Below are 21,022 nucleotides of genomic sequence, written 5' to 3' on the forward strand. Positions count from 1 at the left end.
GCATTTCTATTTGGGCAAGCCAATGGCAGAAATTACAAACACCGCGACGATCAAAGTCGTGCTCGATGCCGATGGCGTCGAGGTTGGCTTGCGCAAGATCGATCAGGGCGCAGCAAAGACCGGCGCCGCCATCGACGCCCTGGGAAAAAATACGGGCGTCAACAACCTGGGGGACGGCGCGGAGGCTGCGGCCGGCAAGTTCACCGGCAGCACGAAGACGATCATCAATGATATTCAGCGCCGGACCGCCGCAATGGAACTGGGCAAGAAAGGCACGGTCGAGTATTACGCCGCGCTGGCGGACCAGAAGGGCATCAATCAAGCGGCCTTGAAGCCATACTTGGACCAGCTGGACGCCGTGACGCGCAAGACTGCGCTGGCCGCCGAGGCTCAGCGCAAGTTGGACGATGGCACCAATTTCCTCCAAGGGCTGCAAGCGAAGGCTGATGCGATTGGTAAAACCGCGTCCGAGTTGACCGCCATGCGGGCGGCGGAGCTGGGTGTTGCTGAGGCGGCTGCCCCGCTGATTGAACAGTTGCGCGCGGCAGAGGAGGCGGCTGGCGACAGCGGAGAGGCGTTCAGCAAAACGGAGTTGGCATTGGGCGCGCTTGCGGCCGTCGCCGGCGCCGGGGCGATGTTCGGCAGCTTGATTCTGGAAGTCGCAGAAATGGCCGATGATTTGGGTGATCTCAGCACCACCACCGGAATTGCTGTTGATGATCTTGCTGGGCTAAAGGCCGCAGCAGGAAAGGCCGGTAGTGATCTGGACGGCACGGCAAAGGCCATCAATAAGCTGTCCGTCAACATCGCCGGGAACGCAGCGCAATACGCCAAGCTCGGGGTAAGTGCGAAGGAGCCGCTTGAAGCGTTCAAGCAGTTTGCCGACGTTTTCTCGTCCATCCAAGACCCGCAGTTGAAGGCGAAGCTGGGCGCGGAGGCGCTGGGCGAATCGTGGCAGACTGCGGCCCCGCTGCTCTCCGAGGGCAGCAAGAAAATCGGCGAACTTGTTGCGCAGGGCAAGGCCGCAGCAAACATGACCGAGGACTTGGCAGAAGAGGCCGGCGAGTTCAATGCGAGCCTGGCCGATCTCAATGGCACGGTCGACGGGTTCAAGACCAAGTTGGTCAGCGATGTTCTCCCCAGCCTCAACCAAGTCACACGGGCGCTGAAGGAGGCGTACGAGGAATCCGGGTTATTGCAAACCGCGTGGGTCGGCCTGGGCGCTCTCGGAGCCCTGGCGTTCACGGACGAATTCTCCAGCGCGACCGTAAAAATCAAGAACCTTCGTGAAGAGCTATTCAGGTATCAGCAAGACCTGGAGCTTAGCACCAACACCCCATATGTTGGATTCATTGAGCGACTGGTGCTCGGGAAAACGCCCGATTCACTGAAAGGGAAAATCGCCGCAGCAGAGGCGCAGATCAAGCAGCTTGAGGGCCTTGCTAAGTCTCCAGAAAAGGACGCTGCCGCTGCTGCGGCGAGCGCTGCCGCTTCGGCGCAGGCAAAGAAGGAGGGAGAGGAGGCAGCAAAGAAGGCGTCCGAATTCTTGAAGCTGGACGAAGAAAACCGCCGTAAATCCGCTGCTGCTGCAAAGGCGGAAATGGATGCGTACCGGGGGCTGACGGGCGCAATCAACGAACGAATCAACGCGACGGGGCGCGAGATCGCCGGGCTCGAACCGCTGACTGAATCTCAGAAACTGCAAGCCACGTTGACTGATCGCATTCGAAATGGCGAGCTGAGCTTGACGGCGGCGCACAAGGAGAGCTACGAGCAGCTAATCAAGAAACTCAGCGCGAACGAAGCATTTTTGGTGTCGACCAAAAACGTGGCGAAAGTGCATTCGGAATATGCAAAGTTCCTCAAAGAGCAGGCGGATGCGCTGAACAAGCCCGTGCTTGATGCTAAACGGGAGGCCGATGCAAACGAGGCTCTAGTGCGCAACTTCGGGCTGACTAGGGCGGCGATCGAGGAGCTTACCGTCGCGCGACTTGAGGATCAGCTAGCGCAGCGGTCTGCGGCGGCCCTGACACTGGATCAAATCGACGCGCTCCAAGCTGAAATTGCCGAACGCAAGCGCAGTGTTGCAGCTTTGCAGAACATTGACGGAAGGGAGGCGGCGAAGAAAGCAAACGATGCGATGGTCGCGGATTGGGAGCAGACGGTTGCTCAGTACGACGACATCTTCCGCACCGGCTTCGCCGACATGCTGAACAACGGCAAGGATGGCTGGAAGTCGTTCACAAAGTCTCTGGTCACGACATTCAAGACCAGTGTCGCGGACCAAATCTACAAAATGTTTATTAAGCCGCTGGTGGTGCAGGTCGTCGGCAGTATGGTAGGTGGTGGCGCGGGTGGCGCGGGTGGCATTTCTGCCGGCAGCTTGGTGACCATGGGTCAATCGATCTATAGCGCATTTACAAACGCATCCTCAACAGGCGGCGGCCTGGCCAATATGGGCAAAGCCCTGTTCTCCAGCTTTAGCGGTGCTGCTGCGTCCAGCGGTGCCGCTGGGGCAAGCGCAGCAGGGGTCGGGGCAAATGCGGCCGGCGGCGCTAGTGCAGCAGGTGCGGCAGGCGCTGGCGGGATCGGTGCGTCTGGCGCCATCCCGATTGTCGGTTGGATCGCCGCCGGCATGGCACTGTCGAACTCGCTCTATAAAAAAGGATGGGACGCACAGAACGGCTCTATCTCGTCGACCGGCCCGGTGGCGCCATTCAACGCGCCGATGCTGCACCTGAATACCGGCCTGCAAAAGCTCGGGATGAGCAACACGCTGGCCAACATGTTCTCGGGCGCGTCGACCGTTTCTCGCCTGTTCGGCCGCAAGAATCCCGAGGTCAAGGACTTCGGCATTGAAGGCACGTTCGGCGCATCAGGTTTCGACGGCAAGACGTTCCAAAATATTCTGGAAAAAGGCGGCCTGTTCCGCAGCGACAAGCGCTACACGAAGGACGGGGCACTTGACGCGGCCGGCGACAGCACCTTCGACGACACCATCAAGAACCTCATGACGGCCGTCAAGGGCTTCGGTGCGCAGATGGGCATCGAGGCAGCGCAGATCGACACCTACACCAAGGCGATTAAGCTCACCCTGACCAGCGACGAAGCGAAGAACCAGGAGCTGATTACCGGGGTATTTGGCGATATCGGGAACGACCTGGCCGCCCTGCTGATCCCGACCATCGGCGCACTCGCTGCCAAGGGCGAATCGGCATCGGCCGCACTGCAACGCATCGCCATCGATTACGCGGTGATCGATGCCGGCTTGGCGTCGATTGGCGAATCTTTCGGCGCAGTAGGCGTGGGCTCCCTGGCCGCGCGCGAAAAGCTCGTTGAACTGTCTGGCGGAATCGACAATTTCAGCAAGGGCATTTCGTTCTTCAGCCAGAACTACCAGACCGAAGCGGAGCGCATGACGGCGCTCGGCAAGACGGTGGATGCGGCGTTTGCGTCGCTGGAAATCACGGTGCCGACGACGCGAGACGAGTTCAAGAATCTCGTGCTTGGGCTTGACCTCACGACCGAGAAGGGCGCGAAAACGTTCGCCGGCCTGATGAGCATTCAGGAGGCTTTTGCAACATTAAACCCGGCACTGGCCGCCAGCGAAGAGGCCGTGCGCTCCCTGAAGGATATCGCCGCCGAGCGCGCCGGCCTGCAGGGCCAAGTCGACCAGCTGACGATGACCCCGGCAGCCTACGCTGAAAAGCAACGTCTGGCTGAGCGCGGAAATCTCGACGACAGCAATCGGCCGCTGTTCGACCAGCTGACTGGCGCTAGGGCCGCCGCCGCGCTGGCCGTGGTCAACAAGACCTACGAGGACCAGATTGCTGGATTTGTCCGCGCAACCATGTCGGCCAGCGAAATCCGTGCTCTGGAAACAAAGGGCATGGACGAAACGACCATCAAGCTTTACGACTTGGTGGCCGCGTACAACGCTAGCGCGGTCGCATCTGGCATTGCCAAGGAAGCGGCCGACCGCCTCGCGGCAACCAACAAGGGTTATGAGGACCAGATTCTGGTCTTCGAGAAGGCCGGGCTGTCGGCGGCCGAGCTGCGCAAGTTGGAAACGAAGGGCATGGACGAGTCGACGGTCAAGCTGTACGACAAGTTGAAAGCGCTGGAGGCGGCCAAGCTCGCGCAGGATGCGGCCGACCGTGCCGCAGCAGAGGCGGCAGCCATGCGGACGCGCGACGCAGAAGAGTATGCCCGCGTCCAGCAGCGGCTTGCCGACGAGGCGCAGCGCGCAGCGGAGCAGATGCGTGACGCCTGGCAGTCGGTCACCGACTCGATTTTTGACGAGGTGAAGCGTATTCGCGGGCTTGCTGCTGGCGACGGCGCATCCACCTTGGCCGGCGCGCAAGCCGAGTTCGCAATCAAGAGCGCCCAGGCCCAGGCCGGCAACCAAGACGCGGCGAAGCTGCTGCCGTCGATCTCGCAGAAGCTGATCGAGCTGGCCGAAGCGAACGCCACATCGTTGCTGGACCTGCAGCGCATCCGCGCGCGCACGGCCGCCAGTCTCGATGCCACCGGCGCCATCCTCGCGGCGAAGTTCGGGCTGACGCTGCCGAGCCTGGCCGTGGGCACCAACTACCTGCCGGCCGACATGGTGATCCAGGCGCACGAAGGCGAGCGCGTGATCCCAGCCGCCGACAACCGCGCACTGATGCAGATGATCAACCGGCCTGCGCAGGCCGACACATCGGCGGCGGCGCAGCAGCAGTCGCGCGACGAAATGTCCGGACTGCGCGCCGAAGTGCGGGCGATCGCACTCAGCAACGCCGAGCTCGTGCGCATGGGTAACCGAGTCAACGAAAATGATGCTGTGAAAGTGAGGGTAGTTGTATGAAGGTAATCAAGCCGACCACGATCACGACGGCCATGCTGACCAGCAGCACCGTGGCCGAGCCGGCCGCGGGTGAAGTGGCGTGGAATGCGGCCACCGCCTACGCGCTCGGCGCCGTCGTTATCCGGACGTCTACGCACATGAAGTACGAGCGCGCTGTTGCCGGCACTTCGGCAACGGCACCCGAAAGCGACCCGACGAACTGGCTGCCGGCCGGGCCGACGCTACGCTGGGGGATGTTCGACCGGAAGATCGGCACGGCCACCACCGCGGCGACGTCGATCACGGTCGTGACGCAGCCGGGCGCTGTCTCTGGGCTGGGCATGCTGGAGTTGGTCGGGCGCCAGGTCGTGGTGACCCTCAAGAATGCGCCAGGCGGCACCACAGTCTACAGCCGCACCGTGAACCTCGACGGCACGCTGGTCACCAGCGTCTACGACTGGTTCTTCATGGACTTCGAGCAGCTGACCGACTTCGTGCTGACAGACCTGCCGCAGCACTACGCGAGCTGCGAGCTGACGGTCACGATTACGAGCACCACTCCGGTATCGGTCGGCGTGCTTCAGGTGGGCCAGGTGCTGGCCATAGGGCGCACGATTGGCGGCTCGACCGTGGGCATCATCGACTACAGCCGGAAGGAGAGAGACCGCTTCGGCAACTTCGATGTGGTGGAGGGCGATTTCAGCAAGCGCAATAGCCTGCAGGTACTCACCGCTGCAAGCGAGTTCAACAAGATTTTCCGATCGCTCGCCTCTCTGCGCGCAATCCCGTGCATCTACATCGGCGCCGACCAGATCGGCTACGAGCCGATGATCAACTACGGCTTCTACAAAGACTTCTCGATGGTGGTGGCCTATCCGCAGCACCATCTTTGCAACCTCGAAATTGAAGGACTTTCGCAATGACGATCACCGCCATTCCACCGCTCGACCGCACCTCACCGACGTTTCGCACGGAGGTCGATACCTACTTTGCCACCAGCATTCCGACCTTCACCACCGAAATTAATGCGCTGGCTACGGACCTGACGACCAAGCAGGGTATTGCCAGCGGCGCCGCCACGACAGCGACCACTGCGGCGGGCACCGCCACCACCAAGGCGGGTGAAGCACTTACCAGCGCCGGCAATGCCGCAACCAGCGCTGGAAACGCGGCGACCAGCGAGGCGAACGCGGCGGCCAGCGCGGCCACCATCGGTACCGCAGCGGCTTTTCTCGATTCAAACCCAATCGTTAAGGGCAGCGCCGACATCAGCAAGCAAGTTCGCATCGAAGTTGATGGCATCACCACTGGACAAACCCGCGCGTGGACGGCACAGGACGTCAACGGGACCGTCGCTTTCTTGCACGATACTGGCGTAACGTTGGTATGGCCGCCCGTTACGCCGACGGCGGTGAGCTATATCGATCTCCTGTTTAGTGCGACCTACGACAATTACGAAATCGTCGTCGATAGCATTTCTCATTCTGGTGCGTCAACGGAAACCCTGCAAATGCGGCTGCTCGTCGCCGGGGTCGCCGATGCCACTGCAAAATATTCATCCTTGGAGGGTGGCACCGTTGGCGCCAGCGCTCCGGTATATACCAGCTCAGGCACTTTGATCCCAGCAGCAGCGTCCATTTCCAGCTTTGCTACAGCGGGGCTATCCGCGACGATCAAAGTTTTCGGCACGAATGAAACGACTCGGCCGAAGATCGTAATTGCTGACGCCCTTTTCATAAACGGCAGCGGATATCTGGATGCGCGCGGCTATTCGACGCACTACATCGGCACGACAGCAGTAACCGGGATTCGCCTCTTTTGGGGCTCTGGGGCGCCGCTTTTCAACGCGTCCGGGAAAATTCGGATTTTTGGCTACAAGAATTCATAAAGGAAAATCGAATGGACATTCAATATATCGATCCTGCAACAAAAACGTGGGCACACCGACCAGCCACGCCCGCCGAGATTGCCCAGCGCGAGATCGATATCGCCACAGCAGCAGCGCCCGTGGTGCCGGCGCAAGTGCCGATGCTGAATGCGCGTCTCGCGCTGATCGCGGCCGGCCACATGACGGCGGTGAAAGCCTACGTCGACACGATGCCCGGCATCGACGGCGAGCAGGCGCGCGCCTACCTCGAATACGCGCAGAACGTGCGGCGTGGCCACCCGCTGGTCGAAGGCATTCGCCAGGTGCTGGAGCTGACCCACGCCGATATCGACACCCTATTTGTCACCGCCGCCGCGATCGACTGATCAAGCGTGCTCACCTTCGAGCCACCTTCGGGTGGCTTTTTTATTGGCCGGCCCAGAGACCCCGATGACCCAAGCATCCACCGAAGTACAGATTGCCCTGCTGATCCACGGGCAAGCGCTATTGCAGCGCGAAATTGAAGAGAACAAGCGCGAGGCCGACGCCGACCTCCAACGCGTCATCGCCAAAGCAGGCGCCGATATCAAGGAGGCAAACGACAAGATCGCCGCCCTGGAAGACGAGCGCAACCGGGCGCTCAAGTGGGGCGTCATGACCCTCGGGACGGCGGTCATCGGGATGGCGTACTGGATATTCGACAAGGTAATTGGAGGGCACATTCGATGAATGCGAAAAAGTGGTCGACGTCATTCTACTGGGTGCTGCGCATCTTCCTGGGCGTGGCAGCCGCGCTGATCCTGGTGGCGGTTCTCTACCCGGCGAGGGTCATCCAAGGGCCGCCTGGCAAGACTGGTGCGCAGGGAATCGAGGGGCCGGCCGGCGCTGATGGCGTTGGCAAGAAAGGCGAGACCGGCGATCGCGGGCGCGCTGGCAGCGACGGCGACGCAGGCAAGCGCGGCGCGGCCGGCAGTAAAGGAGAGCAAGGCGATACCGGCGCAACCGGTGCAAAAGGTAATGGATTTTGGAGCGGAAAATGATCCTCATCGAAGACTGGCGCGCGGTGCTCGCCAAGGCATGGAGCCTGAAATTCAACGCTGCGGCGGGCCTGCTGGGCGCTGCCGAGGTGTATATCGCGCTGGTGCAGCCTGCCGGCGTCCCCAATGGTGTATTCGCTGGCATCGCGGCCGTCGTGTCAACGCTGGCATTTGGCGCGCGCTTGCTCGCGCAGAAGGAATTACATGGCACTGACAAATAAGCAGCGCGCCGGCTGGTGCGCAATCGCCGTCACCATAGTGGGCGGCTTCGAGGGCCTGCGCCAGGCTGCCTACCTTGACCCGGTCGGGATCCCGACGATCTGCTTTGGCGAGACCAAAGGTGTGCGGATGGGCCAGCGCGCCACGCTCGCGCAGTGCGACGCCATGCTTGCCAGTTCGCTGCAACTGGCGAACCACGCCGTTGACGACTGCATCCGGGCGCCGCTGCCGGATTACCGCCGCGCTGCGCTGGTCAGCTTCGCCTACAACGTTGGCCAGACCAGCCTGTGCGGGTCCACGCTGGCGCGCAAGCTGAACGCGGGCGACACGCTGGGCGGCTGCGATGAACTGCTGCGCTGGACGTACGCCAAGGGCATCAAGCTGCCCGGGCTGGTGAAGCGGCGCCAGGCCGAGCGCAATCTCTGCCTCGTGGGGGCAACGTGATCCCGCTCGCGGCAGTGTCAACTGCCTGGAAGATCGGCGCCGCCCTGACTGTGGCCGCCGCCGTAGTGGCCGGCGCCGCCGCGTACCGCTCGCACGTGTGGCATGTCGGCTACGACAGCGCGGTCAGCGTCCGGGCTGAACTCGACCTTCGCGCCACCCTCGCGCGTCAGAAAGAAAACGCCATGCTTGCGAGCAAGCAGACCACCATCAACGCCGGTATAACGAAAGCCAAAAATGAAGAGCTTGCTCCTGTTGCTACTGTTATTGCTACTCGTCGGGTGCGCGTCGGTGACGCCATCTGTAGCGGACCTGCCACCCCCACCAAAGCCGAAAGCGCCAGCGGCGGCAACCGCGCCGATCCACCCGGCCGGCTGGTTTCAGAAAGCGTTGAGCGAGATTTTAGAGCGCTGACGCTGGCCGTCGAGCAAGACCTCGCCACTGGCCGCGCGTGCCAAGCGTTCATCGAGCGGCACGGGCTGGTGCCGTGAGCGACGCTGCCGGGCCGCTGATCCTGGAAATGCACCGGATCGACGGCCCGGACCGCTCTCCCATGCAGATGATCAGCGCCGATCTGCTGGCGCACTACCGGCGCTGCGAGGCTGAGCTGGTGGCGCTCAAGGCTGATGCTCGGGCTCGGGCTCAGGCTTGTCAGGAATAGCCCGGCGGTCGTACCGCCCAGCCAGCGCCGCGCACGCCAGGCTATCTTTCACGCAGCGGCGGCGCAGGAACCCGAGCGCGACCTCTTGTCCGAACGCGGCTTTGATGCGTAACGCCTCGGTGATTTGGGCGGCGGTGGTCTGATCTTCGCGCAGTGTAGGCATGGCAAATCCTCCTGCTCCAAGCTTACCGAGAGGGGTCGCGCGGCGGTTGAGGTGCATCAGCGGCATGCCGGAATCAGCACATTTTGCGCTCCGCAAACGGTGAATCCGGATAAATCCTCCGGGCTACTAGGGATGAGTACGCCTGTTGATTGCGGAGCGAAAAGCGGCACTATCGCCCGAAGGTACGGGCTTTACTCATGAGCTTAGAAGGCTGATGCTCTATCCAACTGAGCTATGGGCAGTCTGTCGCGGGGAGGAAACCTCGCGGAAATGACAACGGGCCGTCAAATGAATGACAGCCCGTCTTTTAACTTGGTCGGAGTACAAGGATTCGAACCTTGGACCCCCTGGTCCCAAACCAGGTGCGCTACCGGACTGCGCCACACTCCGAAGACGTTATTATACGTCGGGGGACTCGCAAACGTCAACGGCACATCGTGAAGTTTTCTGTGAAATATTGAAACCCGGAAAACTCTATCTTCATGCCATCAACTTGCCTGCCTGCGCGCCGTCAACACGGCCGCGCCCTCCCCCTTCGCCGCTGCCTGCTTACGCCGGAACTTTGTTGGCAATCCGGCGCGCGGTCGATTCGGCGACCTGCGCATTCTTCGCTTCCACCATCACGCGGATCAGCGGCTCGGTGCCGGATGCGCGGATCAGCACGCGGCCCGTATCGCCCAGTTCCGCTTCCACGGCTTCCTTCTCGGCCACCATGTCGGGATGCTTGGTCCAGTCGAAGCCGGCCGGCACGCGCACGTTGATCAGCGTCTGCGGATACAAGGTCAGTTCCTTGCAGCACTTGTCCAGGCTCTTGCCGCTGCGCTTGAGCGCCGACAGCACTTGCAGCGCGGACACGATACCGTCGCCGGTGGTGTGCTTGTCCAGTGCCAGCAAGTGGCCCGAACCTTCGCCGCCGAACAGCCAGCCGTTTTCCTTCATCACTTCCAGCACGTAGCGGTCGCCCACCTTGGCGCGCGCGAAACCGATGCCGAGTTCCTTGAACGCCACTTCCAGCGCCATGTTCGTCATCAGGGTACCCACCGCGCCGGCAACCGGACCGGTCATCATGCGGTCGCGCACCATCACATACAGCAGCTCGTCGCCGTTGTAGATACGGCCGGCGCCGTCGCACATGACCAGGCGGTCGGCGTCGCCGTCGAGCGCGATGCCGAGGTCGGCGCGGTGTTCGAGCACGGCCGCGGCCATGGCTTTCGGTGCGGTCGCGCCGAAGCCGTCGTTGATGTTAAAGCCATTCGGCTTGTTGCCGATGGCGATGACTTCCGCGCCCAGTTCGTGGAACACGTGCGGTGCGATGTGGTACGCCGCGCCGTGTGCGCAGTCGAGCACGATGCGCAAGCCGCGCAGGTCGAGTTCGTTCGGGAAAGTGCTCTTGCAGAACTCGATGTAGCGGCCCTTGGCATCTTCCAGGCGCTTGGCGCGGCCCAGCTTTTCGGCCGGCACGCACTCCATCGGCTGGTCGATCATGGTTTCGATTTCGTGCTCGACCGCATCCGGCAGCTTGGTGCCGTGTTCGGAGAAGAACTTGATGCCATTGTCCTGGAACGGGTTGTGCGACGCCGAAATGACCACACCGGCCGACAGGCGCAGCGCGCGCGTCAGGTAGGCCACGGCCGGGGTCGGCATCGGGCCGGCCAGCATCACGTCCACACCGGCGGCATTGAAACCCGCTTCCAGCGCCGATTCAAGCATGTAACCGGAAATACGGGTGTCCTTGCCGATCAGGACCGTCGGGCGGCCGGAAGCGGCGTTGGTTTTCGCCAGGACTTTACCCGCGGCATAGCCGAGGCGCATCACGAAATCAGGGGTGATCGGCGCCACGCCAACCAGCCCGCGCACACCGTCCGTACCGAAATATTTACGTGCCATGTTTTCTCTTTTATTGAATAAATTAATGAATGGTGGCAGCTTGCCACACTGTGAGTGCATCTACCGTTTCAATTACATCATGGACGCGCACGATGCGCGCGCCCTGGGCCACCGCAGCCAGTGCGCCCGCAAGGCTGCCGGCCAGGCGCTGCTCGACCGGTTTGCCGGTCACGGCGCCGATCATCGATTTGCGCGACACGCCCGCCAGCGCGGGCAACCCCAGTTCCCGCTGCATGTTGCCGATATTACGCAACAAGGCATAGTTGTGTTCCACCGTCTTGCCGAATCCAAAACCCGGATCGATGCAGATGCGCTGGCGTTCGATGCCGATGGCCAGCATGGCCTCGACCCGTTCGCGCAGAAAATCCGTGACCTCGCGCACCACGTCGGCGTAGACGGGTTCCTGCTGCATGGTTTGCGGCGTACTTTGCATGTGCATCACGCACAGCGCGCAGTCGCTGCCCGCCACCGCTTCCAGCGCACCGGGCGCCCGAAACGCATTGATGTCGTTGATCATGTCGACCCCGGCCAGGATCGCCTCGCGCATCACCTCCGGCTTGTAGGTATCGATCGACAAGGGCTTGCCGAGGTCGCGCAGCGCGTACAGCACCGGCATCACCCGGCGCAGTTCCTCGTCGAGCGCGAGGCCGGGCGCGCCCGGACGGCTCGATTCGCCGCCGATATCGATCAGGTCGACACCTTCGCTCGCCATTTCCTCGGCGCGCGAGAGCGCAAACTCAAGCGATTGGAAACGCCCGCCATCGGAAAACGAGTCAGGCGTGACGTTGAGGATGCCCATGACCAGCGGTTTGGCCGCCAGGTCGAAGCCAAAGCGGCCGCATTGAAAATATTGTCGCATTCCGTTTACATCGTGTTGTTAATTGATCGACCATAAAAAATGCCGTTCAGTCTTGTCTGAACGGCATTATATACAACCTTGCAAGAACCGGAGAAATTTACGCCGGTGCTGTCGCGTTCGGTGAAACCCCGCCCGAGCCGCTGTCGCCCGGAGGCGGCGTGCGCTTGGTCAGCACACCCGACTTCGGTTCGCGCGGCTCGTGCCCGGCCATGATGTCGTTGATCTGGTCGGCGTCGATGGTTTCCCAGTCGAGCAGCGCGCGGGTCATTTTTTCGACCTTGTCACGGTTCTCTTCCAGCAGGCGGCGCGAAAGCGCGTACTGCGTGTCGAGAATCGAACGGATTTCCGCATCGACCTTTTGCTGGGTCGCCTCGGAAATGGTCTTGGTGGCGCCGCCGAAGAAACCTTCGTTCTCGCTATCCTCGTAGACCATCACGCCCATGCTGTCGCTCATGCCGAAACGCGTCACCATCGAGCGCGCCAGTTTGGTGGCACGCGAGAAGTCGTTCGACGCGCCGGTCGACATCTGACCGACGAACAGTTCTTCGGCGATACGGCCACCGAACAGGATCGAGATTTCTTCCAGCATCTTGTCCTTGTAGCCGGACAGGACGTCGTGTTCAGGCAGCTGCCAGGTCAGGCCGAGGGCATAACCGCGCGGCATGATCGTGACCTTGTGCACCGGATCGGCCTTCGGCAGCAGCTTGGCGATGACGGCGTGGCCGGACTCGTGGTACGCGGTGTTGCGGCGTTCTTCTTCGCGCATGACCATCGATTTACGCTCGGGACCCATGTAGATCTTGTCCTTGGCATCTTCGAAGTCGCTCATTTCCACCAGGCGCTTGCTGCGGCGCGCGGCGAACAGGGCTGCTTCGTTGACCAGGTTGGCCAGGTCGGCGCCCGAGAAGCCAGGCGTACCGCGTGCCAGGATGTCGGCCTTGACGTCGGCGCCGATAGGCACCTTGCGCATGTGCACATTGAGAATCTGTTCACGGCCGCGGATGTCCGGCAGGCCAACCATGACCTGGCGGTCGAAACGGCCCGGACGCAGCAGCGCCTTGTCGAGTACGTCGGCGCGGTTGGTGGCGGCCACGACGATCACGCCGGAGCTGGCTTCAAAACCGTCCATCTCGACCAGCAGCTGGTTCAAGGTCTGTTCGCGCTCGTCGTTACCGCCGCCCATGCCGGCGCCACGATGACGTCCGACCGCGTCGATCTCGTCGATGAAGATGATGCAAGGCGAGTGTTTCTTGGCGTTCTCGAACATGTCGCGCACGCGGCTCGCACCGACGCCGACGAACATTTCAACGAAGTCCGAACCGGAAATCGAGAAGAACGGCACCTTGGCTTCGCCGGCAATGGCGCGCGCCAGCAGGGTTTTACCGGTGCCCGGAGGACCAACCATCAGCACGCCGCGCGGAATGCGTCCGCCCAGCTTCTGGAACTTGGTCGGGTCCTTGAGGAAGTCGACGATCTCGTTGACTTCTTCCTTCGCTTCGTCGCAACCGGCGACGTCGGCGAAGGTGACGGTGTTGTTGGTTTCATCCATCATGCGTGCTTTGGACTTGCCGAAGGAGAAAGCGCCGCCCTTGCCGCCGCCCTGCATCTGGCGCATGAAGAAGACCCAGACGCCGATCAGCAACAGGAACGGGAACCAGGAAATGAACACGGTCGTCAGGAACGATGGATCTTCAGGCGGTTTGATGTCGAAATGCACATTCGCATCACGCAGGTCCGATACCAGGCCGCGGTCGAGCATCGACGCGGTGGCACGTACCTTGGTGTCATCCGAGCGCGTGGCGGTGATGTTCTGACCTTCGATGACCACATCCTTGATGCGACGGGCCTTGACCTCATCGAGCAGTTCGGAATAAGGGATGGCCTTGCTGCCGCCGGCAGCGCTGTGGTTGTCAAACTGTCTGAACAGCATGAACAACAGCAGGGCAACGACTACCCAGATGGCGGATTTTGAAAACATATTATTCACGAAAACTCCTTCGATGCAGGCGCATCTTTTTACCGATTTTAGAACGCCGATTTTACTCGCAATAAGCAGGCGGTGCCACGCACGCCCCGCTGCCGGGCTGAAAAACTACTGAAAAGCCATGAAGATTAGGCAATTCTTACCCAATTTCCATGCCTTTTGCGGCTTTCCTTGGCTGATGTGCGGCTAAACCCATCAAATATCAAGGGGAGATTCTTCTTCCAGCGCGGTATTCTTGTCGGTAGGATTTTTCAGCCCCTTGCCGACGAGGAAAATTTCGGACGATTTGTCGCGGCTGGCCTTCGGCTTGATCTGCTTGACGACCTTGAACTCGGCCCGGAACTTCTCCACGATCTGGCTGAAACCCATGTCTTTAAAGCATTTCACCACCAGGGCGCCGGACGGTTTCATGTGGAATTGCGAAAATTCGATGGCCAGGTCGATCAGGTGCTCCATGCGGGCCGAATCGGCCGTGGGGATGCCCGACAGGTTGGGCGCCATGTCCGACAGCACCAGGTCGCACTTGCGCCCGGCCAGGATGGTGTCGAGCTGGCGCAGGATGCGCGCCTCGCGGAAGTCGCCCAGGATAAAGTGCATGTCGGCGATCGGCTCCATCGGCAGCATGTCGAGGCCGATGATGGTGCCGTTGATGCCGCCGCCATCCTTGCCTGCGAGTTTACGCCGGACGTACTGGCCCCAGCTGCCCGGGGTGCAGCCGAGGTCGACGATGACCTGGCCGGATTTGATCAGCTTCTCGCTCTCGTCGATTTCCTTGAGCTTGTAGGCGGCGCGTGCACGGTAACCCTCTTTCTGCGCCAACTTCACGTAGGGGTCGTTTATGTGGTCGTGCAACCAGTTTTTGTTTAATTTGTTCTTTGCCATTCGCGTAGAATACTGCTTTTAAAGGACTATCTAAAAATATTATGCAAAAACTTACCCCCGTCGAGCGCAGTGCACTGCGCGCTGAAGCGCATGCGCTCAAGCCTGTCGTCATCATCGGCGAAGCGGGCCTGACGCCAGCCGTGATCAAGGAGATCTCGGCCAGCCTCGACTCGCACGGCCTGATCAAGGTCCGCGTGTTAGGCGACGACCGCGCCATGCGCACAGAAATCTACGAGAACATTTGTACCGAACTCGATGCGGCTCCGGTACAACACATCGGCAAACTGCTGGTCATTTACCGTCCCAAAGTGGAAGTGGCAAAGGAACGCAGCGGCAAGTCGGGTAAAGGAATGCGCGAAGTTACCATTGTTAAAGCGAGCGCAAGCGGTACCAAGCGTCCGTCCGTGACCAAGGTCATGATCAAGGGCAATGAGCGTGTGACGGAAGGCGGCACCATCAAGCGCGCCAAACCGCGCCAGAGCAGCCCTAAGAAAGGCGCACTGGGAAAATAATCCCAGCGTTGCACTACCGTCGTTCCCGCGCAGGCGGGAACCCAAGTTTTATGAGTCACCGACTGCTTCACGAACTTGGGTTCCCGCCTGCGCGGGAACGACGAGGCAACTGGAACGATGACTATCGAGTTATCGGCGCGGCTGGGTTCTTGAACACCAGCACCCCCGCCAGCACGCTCTGAATCAGATACAACACCATCGACACCCCGTGCAGCATGCCGAACTGTTTGCGCGCGGCCGGCTCCATCATGCCGCCAGGCGCCGCTTCCTTCAGCGCCGCCATCATCGGCCCCAGTCCCAGCGTACTCACCGCCACCAGCGCCAGCATCCCGGCCACCACCAGCATCAGCAAGCGCTTGCGCTTCGCGTCAAAGCCCTTCTCCAGCGCCAGCAACACCAGCAAACCCGCGCCGCACACCAGCGACACGATCGCCTCGCTCCTGAACATGCTGCCCGCAATCGTCCCGGCCAGCACGCTGTCGGACAGGGTGCGGAACAGGGTCGGGGCCACCAGATAACCCACCGTCCACAAACTGCCCGCCCACGCCGTCACCAGCAGCAAACGGGCCCGCGCCAGCAGCATCAGATGTACTTGACTTCGAGGATTTCGTATTCGCGCGGGCCCGATGGCGCCTGCACTTCGACCACATCACCGGCGTACTTGCCAATCAGCGCGCGCGCGATGGGCGACGTGACCGAGACCTTATTGAGCTTGAGGTCCGCTTCGTCCAGGCCCACGATCTGGTACGTCACCTTGGTGCCGTTGTCCAGGTCTTCCAGGTCGACGGTCGAGGCGAACACCACGCGCCCTTCGGCGTCCAGGGTGGCCGGATCGATGATCTGCGCGGCGCCCAATTTGCCTTCCAGCTCCGCAATGCGGCCTTCGACGAATGCCTGGCGCTCCTTGGCGGCGTCGTATTCGGCGTTCTCGGACAAATCGCCATGCGAGCGCGCTTCGGCGATCGCGTCGATCACAATGCGGCGCTCTTTGGTCTTGAGCTGATGCAGCTCTTCCTTGAGCAGTTCGGCGCCGTATTTGGTAAGTGGAACTGATGTGTTCATGTCGTATTCGCGTTTCTACTGAAAAGTGAAAACCACAGGGCACGCGCCGGAAAGCTCCCGGCGCGCGCCCTGTGGTCAAGAGGTCTTGCGTGCTGCTTAGTTTAAGGTTTTATGCAGGCCTTGTAAATCGTACACGCGCAACTCGTCGAGATGACGCATGCCTTCGACCGCAGCCTCCGCACCCGCTATTGTAGTGTATGTCGTCACGCGCGCGGCCAAAGCCGAAATTCGGATCTGGCGCGAGTCGACAATCGCACTGCGTTTTTCTTCGACCGTGTTGATCACCAGTGCGATCTCGTGGTTCTTGATCATGTCGACCACGTGCGGACGGCCTTCGATCATCTTGTTCACGGCCTGGCACGGAATGCCCGCCGCCGTGATCACCGCCGCCGTACCCTTGGTTGCGACGACCTGGAAGCCCATCGACTGCAGGTCGCGCGCCACTTTCACCGCGCGCGGCTTGTCCGAGCCCTTCACCGACAGGAATACCTTGCCCGATTCAGGCAGCTTGACGCCGGCACCCATCTGCGACTTGACGAATGCTTCGCCGAAGGTCATGCCCACGCCCATGACTTCACCGGTGGACTTCATCTCCGGTCCGAGAATGGTGTCCACGCCCGGGAATTTCACGAACGGGAACACGGCTTCCTTCACGCTGTAGAACGGCGGGATGACTTCCTTGGTGATGCCCTGCGATTCGAGCGACTGGCCGACCATGCAGCGCGCCGCGATCTTGGCCAGCTGCAGGCCCGTGGCCTTGGACACGAACGGCACCGTGCGCGAGGCACGCGGGTTCACTTCCAGCACGAACACGGTGTCCGCCATCACGCCATCGACTTCGGTCTTCTGGATCGCGAACTGCACGTTCATCAGGCCGACCACGTTCAGCCCCTTGGCCATGAGCGAAGTCTGGCGCTTGAGTTCATCGATGGTCTCTTGCGAGAGCGAATACGGCGGCAGCGAACAGGCCGAGTCGCCCGAGTGCACGCCAGCCTGCTCGATGTGCTCCATCACGCCGCCGATGAAGGTGGTTTCGCCGTCAGAAATGCAGTCGACGTCGACTTCGATGGCGTCGTTCAGGAAGCGGTCCAGCAGCACCGGCGAATCGTGCGATACCTTGACCGCTTCGCGCATGTAGCGTTCCAGGTCGCGCTGTTCGTGGACGATTTCCATCGCCCGGCCGCCCAGCACATACGATGGACGCACCACCAGCGGGTAGCCGATTTCCTGCGCCAGCGCCAGTGCTTCGGCTTCCGTGCGCGCGGTGCGGTTAGGCGGCTGGCGCAGGCCCATTTTCTGCAGCATCTGCTGGAAGCGTTCGCGGTCTTCAGCCGCGTCGATCATGTCGGGCGAGGTGCCGATGATCGGTACGCCGTTCGCTTCCAGGTCGAGCGCGAGCTTCAGCGGGGTCTGGCCGCCGTACTGCACGATCACGCCGACCGGCTTTTCGATGGCGACGATTTCCAGCACGTCTTCCAGCGTCAGCGACTCGAAATACAGGCGGTCCGAGGTATCGTAGTCGGTCGACACGGTCTCGGGATTACAGTTGACCATGATGGTCTCGTAGCCGTCTTCGCGCATCGCCAGCGCCGCGTGCACGCAGCAGTAATCGAATTCGATACCCTGGCCGATGCGGTTCGGGCCACCGCCCAGCACCATGATCTTTTTCTTGTCGCTCGGGTTTGACTCGCACTCTTCATCGTAGGTCGAGTACATGTACGCGGTGTCGGTCGAAAATTCGGCCGCGCAGGTGTCGACCCGCTTGTACACCGGACGGATGCCCATCGCATGGCGCGTCTCGCGCACGACTTTGTCGGTCGTGTGCAGCAGGAAGGCCAGGCGGCGGTCCGAGAAGCCTTTTTGCTTCAACTTGTACAGGGTCGGCTTGTCGATCGCTTCGAGCGTCTGGTTATCGAGCCACAGTTCGATGTCGACGATTTCCTTGATCTGCACCAGGAACCACGGATCGATGTGGGTCAGCTGATGCACTTCTTCCAGGGTGAAGCCCTGGGCAAAGGCGTCGCCCACGTACCAGATGCGGTCCGGACCCGGCTCGCCGAGTTCTTCTTCGATCTTCTCGCGGTCGCGCGTTTTTTCGTTCAGGCCATCGACGCCCACTTCCAGGCCGCGCAGGGCCTTCTGGAACGATTCCTGGAAGGTGCGGCCGATCGCCATGACTTCACCGACGGACTTCATCTGGGTGGTCAGGTGATGGTCGGCGGCCGGGAATTTTTCGAACGTGAAGCGCGGGATCTTGACAACGACGTAGTCGATCGACGGCTCGAACGAGGCTGGCGTGGCGCCGCCGGTGATCTCGTTGCGCAGTTCGTCGAGCGTGAAGCCCACGGCCAGCTTGGCGGCGATCTTGGCGATCGGGAAACCGGTCGCTTTCGATGCCAGCGCCGACGAACGCGACACGCGCGGATTCATTTCGATGACGATCATGCGCCCGTCAGCCGGGTTGATCGCGAACTGCACGTTCGAGCCGCCCGTGTCGACGCCGATCTCGCGCAGCACCGCGAGCGACGCGTTGCGCATGATCTGGTATTCCTTGTCGGTTAAGGTCTGCGCCGGCGCCACGGTGATCGAGTCGCCCGTGTGCACGCCCATGGCGTCCAGGTTTTCGATCGAGCAGATGATGATGCAGTTGTCCGCCTTGTCGCGCACCACTTCCATCTCGTACTCTTTCCAGCCGATGAGGGACTCTTCGATCAGCAGTTCCTTGGTCGGCGACGCTTCCAGGCCGCGCTTGCAGATGGTCTCGAATTCTTCTTCGTTGTAGGCGATGCCGCCGCCGGTGCCGCCCATGGTGAACGATGGGCGGATGATGGTCGGGAAACCCATTTCGCGCTGCACCGCCCACGATTCGTCCATCGAATGGGCCACGCCGGAGCGCGCCGAACCGAGGCCGATCTTGGTCATCGCTTCCTTGAACTTGGAGCGGTCTTCAGCCTTGTCGATGGCTTCCGGCGAGGCGCCGATCAGCTCCACGTTGTACTGTTTGAGCACGCCGTTGTTGTGCAGGTCGAGCGCGCAATTGAGCGCGGTCTGGCCGCCCATGGTCGGCAGGATCGCGTCCGGGCGCTCCTTGGCGATGATGCGCTCGACGACCTTCCAGGTGATCGGCTCGATGTAGGTCACGTCCGCCATTTCCGGGTCGGTCATGATGGTCGCCGGGTTGCTGTTGACGAGGATGACCTTGTAGCCCTCCTCGCGCAGCGCCTTGCACGCCTGGGCGCCGGAATAATCGAACTCGCAAGCCTGGCCGATGATGATCGGGCCGGCGCCAATAATCAGAATACTTTTAATGTCACTACGCTTTGGCATATTAATTTTTCTCCGCGGCTTGCATCAGGCTGATGAAGCGGTCAAACAGGTAAGCTACGTCGTTCGGGCCCGGCGAGGCTTCAGGGTGGCCCTGGAAGCAGAAGGCCGGCTTGTCGGTGCGGGCAAAGCCCTGCAGCGAGCCGTCGAACAACGATACGTGGGTCACGCGGCAGTTGGCCGGCAGGGTTTGCGCGTCGACCGCGAAACCGTGGTTCTGCGAGGTGATCATCACCTTGCGCGAATCGAGATCCTGCACCGGATGGTTGGCGCCATGGTGGCCGAACTTCATCTTGAGCGTGCGCGCGCCGGAAGCGAGCGCCATGATCTGGTGACCCAGGCAGATGCCGAAGGTCGGGATGCCGCGCTCGATCAGCTCGCGGCTGGCCGCGATCGCGTAGTCGCACGGTTCCGGGTCGCCCGGGCCGTTGGCCAGGAAGATGCCGTCCGGGTTCAATGCCAGTGCGTCGGCGGCGCTGGCCTGGGCCGGCAGCACGGTCACTTTGCAGCCACGTTCGGTCAGCATGCGCAGGATGTTGCGCTTGACGCCATAGTCGAAGGCCACAACGTGGAATTTAGGATCGGCGAGCTTGCCGTAGCCAACGCCCAGCTTCCATTCGGTTTCGAGAAACTCGTAGGCGCTAGTGGTCGAGACCACCTTGGCCAGGTCCATGCCGGCCAGGCCAGGGAACGAGCGTGCCAGTTCCAGTGCCTGCACCTGCGACGGCTCGTTGCCCTGCGTGCCGACCAAAATGGCGCCGCCCTGCGCGCCCTTTTCGCGCAACAGGCGCGTCAGCTTGCGGGTATCGATGCCGGAAATGGCGACGATGTTTTCGGCCTTGAGGTAATCGGACAGCGACTGGGTCGAACGGAAGTTCGATGCCAGCAGCGGCAGGTCGCGGATGATCAGCCCTGCGGCGTGGACCTTGCTTGCCTCGACGTCTTCCGGATTGACGCCCGTATTGCCGATGTGCGGATAGGTCAGCGTGACGAGCTGGCGCGAGTAGCTTGGATCGGTCAGGATTTCCTGGTAACCGGTCATGGCCGTGTTGAACACGACTTCCCCGGTGGTATGGCCGGCGGCGCCAATGGAAAAACCTTTAAATATCGTTCCATCGGCGAGGGCCAGGATGGCTGGAACGGCGGGGCCAGAAAAAAATGGCGGCAAGGGCAACTCCTGATAAAGTTACCGTAGCTGCGCCACGTCAGACCGACGACCATGGTTTCCCGGTGCGCTTGCGCTCAGGGGGATGGTGTCATTTTGAATGAGGGATGGTGGGTAGTCGCTACGGTAGG

Annotated in this window: 19 protein-coding genes and 1 tRNA gene; 10 read left to right on the forward strand and 10 right to left on the reverse strand. The window is 61.5% G+C overall.

Annotated features, from left to right (window positions below; translation table 11 throughout):
• The first annotated feature begins 22 nt into the window (after window positions 1-22).
• The 9 genes from CR152_RS28015 (at window position 23) to CR152_RS28050 (ending at window position 8,883) form a co-directional block, all read left to right on the forward strand.
• Window positions 23-4,849, forward strand: coding sequence for a hypothetical protein (locus tag CR152_RS28015; protein WP_099880481.1), 4,827 nt, complete (start codon window positions 23-25; stop codon window positions 4,847-4,849).
• Complete coding sequence (locus CR152_RS28020) at window positions 4,846-5,751, forward strand: hypothetical protein (RefSeq protein WP_099880483.1); 906 nt, start codon at window positions 4,846-4,848, stop codon at window positions 5,749-5,751. The genes CR152_RS28015 and CR152_RS28020 overlap by 4 nt, the downstream gene beginning before the upstream one ends.
• The gene (locus tag CR152_RS28025; RefSeq protein WP_099880485.1) at window positions 5,748-6,716 is read left to right on the forward strand and encodes a hypothetical protein; all 969 of its coding nucleotides are present in this window, start codon (window positions 5,748-5,750) and stop codon (window positions 6,714-6,716) included. Before CR152_RS28020 ends, CR152_RS28025 begins: the two co-directional genes overlap by 4 nt.
• 11 nt (window positions 6,717-6,727) lie before the next feature.
• Entirely contained in the window at window positions 6,728-7,081 is a 354-nt protein-coding gene (locus CR152_RS28030; protein WP_099880486.1) for a hypothetical protein, read from the forward strand.
• A 64-nt stretch (window positions 7,082-7,145) separates the two neighbouring features.
• Window positions 7,146-7,424: a hypothetical protein gene (locus CR152_RS28035; RefSeq protein WP_099880488.1), complete on the forward strand. Its 279-nt coding sequence runs from the start codon at window positions 7,146-7,148 to the stop codon at window positions 7,422-7,424.
• Window positions 7,421-7,735, forward strand: a complete 315-nt coding sequence (locus CR152_RS34740) for a collagen-like triple helix repeat-containing protein (RefSeq protein ID WP_099880490.1) — start codon at window positions 7,421-7,423, stop codon at window positions 7,733-7,735. Before CR152_RS28035 ends, CR152_RS34740 begins: the two co-directional genes overlap by 4 nt.
• Window positions 7,732-7,953 (forward strand): DUF7940 domain-containing protein, encoded by a 222-nt coding sequence (locus tag CR152_RS33380; protein ID WP_054263262.1) that lies wholly within the window; start codon window positions 7,732-7,734, stop codon window positions 7,951-7,953. The genes CR152_RS34740 and CR152_RS33380 overlap by 4 nt, the downstream gene beginning before the upstream one ends.
• A complete protein-coding gene (locus CR152_RS28045; protein WP_099880492.1) occupies window positions 7,937-8,395 on the forward strand; it encodes a lysozyme in 459 nt (152 codons plus the stop codon). The genes CR152_RS33380 and CR152_RS28045 overlap by 17 nt, the downstream gene beginning before the upstream one ends.
• On the forward strand, window positions 8,392-8,883 hold the full coding sequence (locus tag CR152_RS28050; RefSeq protein WP_099880493.1) for a hypothetical protein: 492 nt from the start codon (window positions 8,392-8,394) through the stop codon (window positions 8,881-8,883). Before CR152_RS28045 ends, CR152_RS28050 begins: the two co-directional genes overlap by 4 nt.
• A 126-nt stretch (window positions 8,884-9,009) precedes the next feature.
• On the opposite strand, the gene CR152_RS28055 is transcribed toward CR152_RS28050, so the two are convergent.
• The 6 genes from CR152_RS28055 to CR152_RS28080 form a co-directional block, all read right to left on the reverse strand.
• Complete coding sequence (locus CR152_RS28055; RefSeq protein WP_099880495.1) at window positions 9,010-9,216, reverse strand: hypothetical protein; 207 nt, start codon at window positions 9,214-9,216, stop codon at window positions 9,010-9,012.
• A 313-nt stretch (window positions 9,217-9,529) separates the two neighbouring features.
• Window positions 9,530-9,606: transfer RNA gene (locus CR152_RS28060), tRNA-Pro, on the reverse strand.
• Between the two features lie 159 nt (window positions 9,607-9,765).
• Entirely contained in the window at window positions 9,766-11,103 is a 1,338-nt protein-coding gene (gene glmM / locus CR152_RS28065) for a phosphoglucosamine mutase (protein WP_099880497.1), read from the reverse strand.
• A gap of 22 nt (window positions 11,104-11,125) precedes the next feature.
• Window positions 11,126-11,962, reverse strand: a complete 837-nt coding sequence (folP, locus tag CR152_RS28070) for a dihydropteroate synthase (RefSeq protein WP_099880499.1) — start codon at window positions 11,960-11,962, stop codon at window positions 11,126-11,128.
• A 97-nt stretch (window positions 11,963-12,059) separates the two neighbouring features.
• Window positions 12,060-13,949 carry an ATP-dependent zinc metalloprotease FtsH gene (ftsH, locus tag CR152_RS28075; protein ID WP_099880501.1) on the reverse strand — a complete coding sequence of 630 codons (1,890 nt, stop codon included), beginning with the start codon at window positions 13,947-13,949 and terminating at the stop codon, window positions 12,060-12,062.
• 192 nt (window positions 13,950-14,141) lie between these two features.
• Window positions 14,142-14,828, reverse strand: coding sequence for an RlmE family RNA methyltransferase (locus tag CR152_RS28080; RefSeq protein WP_099880503.1), 687 nt, complete (start codon window positions 14,826-14,828; stop codon window positions 14,142-14,144).
• A gap of 41 nt (window positions 14,829-14,869) precedes the next feature.
• Here CR152_RS28080 and CR152_RS28085 point away from each other — a divergent pair, with 41 nt between their 5' ends.
• Window positions 14,870-15,340, forward strand: coding sequence for a YhbY family RNA-binding protein (locus CR152_RS28085; RefSeq protein WP_099880505.1), 471 nt, complete (start codon window positions 14,870-14,872; stop codon window positions 15,338-15,340).
• A gap of 121 nt (window positions 15,341-15,461) precedes the next feature.
• Here the strand turns inward: CR152_RS28085 and CR152_RS28090 are convergent, their stop codons facing one another.
• The 4 genes from CR152_RS28090 to carA all read right to left on the reverse strand — a co-directional run bounded on the left by CR152_RS28090 (window position 15,462) and on the right by carA (window position 20,894).
• Window positions 15,462-15,923 carry a DUF4149 domain-containing protein gene (locus CR152_RS28090; RefSeq protein ID WP_099880507.1) on the reverse strand — a complete coding sequence of 154 codons (462 nt, stop codon included), beginning with the start codon at window positions 15,921-15,923 and terminating at the stop codon, window positions 15,462-15,464.
• Window positions 15,923-16,402: a transcription elongation factor GreA gene (greA, locus tag CR152_RS28095; protein ID WP_099880509.1), complete on the reverse strand. Its 480-nt coding sequence runs from the start codon at window positions 16,400-16,402 to the stop codon at window positions 15,923-15,925. The genes CR152_RS28090 and greA overlap by 1 nt, the downstream gene beginning before the upstream one ends.
• 96 nt (window positions 16,403-16,498) lie before the next feature.
• Window positions 16,499-19,729 carry a carbamoyl-phosphate synthase large subunit gene (carB, locus tag CR152_RS28100; protein ID WP_099880511.1) on the reverse strand — a complete coding sequence of 1,077 codons (3,231 nt, stop codon included), beginning with the start codon at window positions 19,727-19,729 and terminating at the stop codon, window positions 16,499-16,501.
• Window position 19,730: 1 nt separating this feature from the next.
• Complete coding sequence (carA, locus tag CR152_RS28105; protein ID WP_099880512.1) at window positions 19,731-20,894, reverse strand: glutamine-hydrolyzing carbamoyl-phosphate synthase small subunit; 1,164 nt, start codon at window positions 20,892-20,894, stop codon at window positions 19,731-19,733.
• Window positions 20,895-21,022: the final 128 nt, after the last annotated feature.

The sequence above is a fragment of the Massilia violaceinigra genome, from assembly GCF_002752675.1.
Taxonomy (GTDB): Bacteria; Pseudomonadota; Gammaproteobacteria; order Burkholderiales; family Burkholderiaceae_D; genus Telluria_A; species Telluria_A violaceinigra.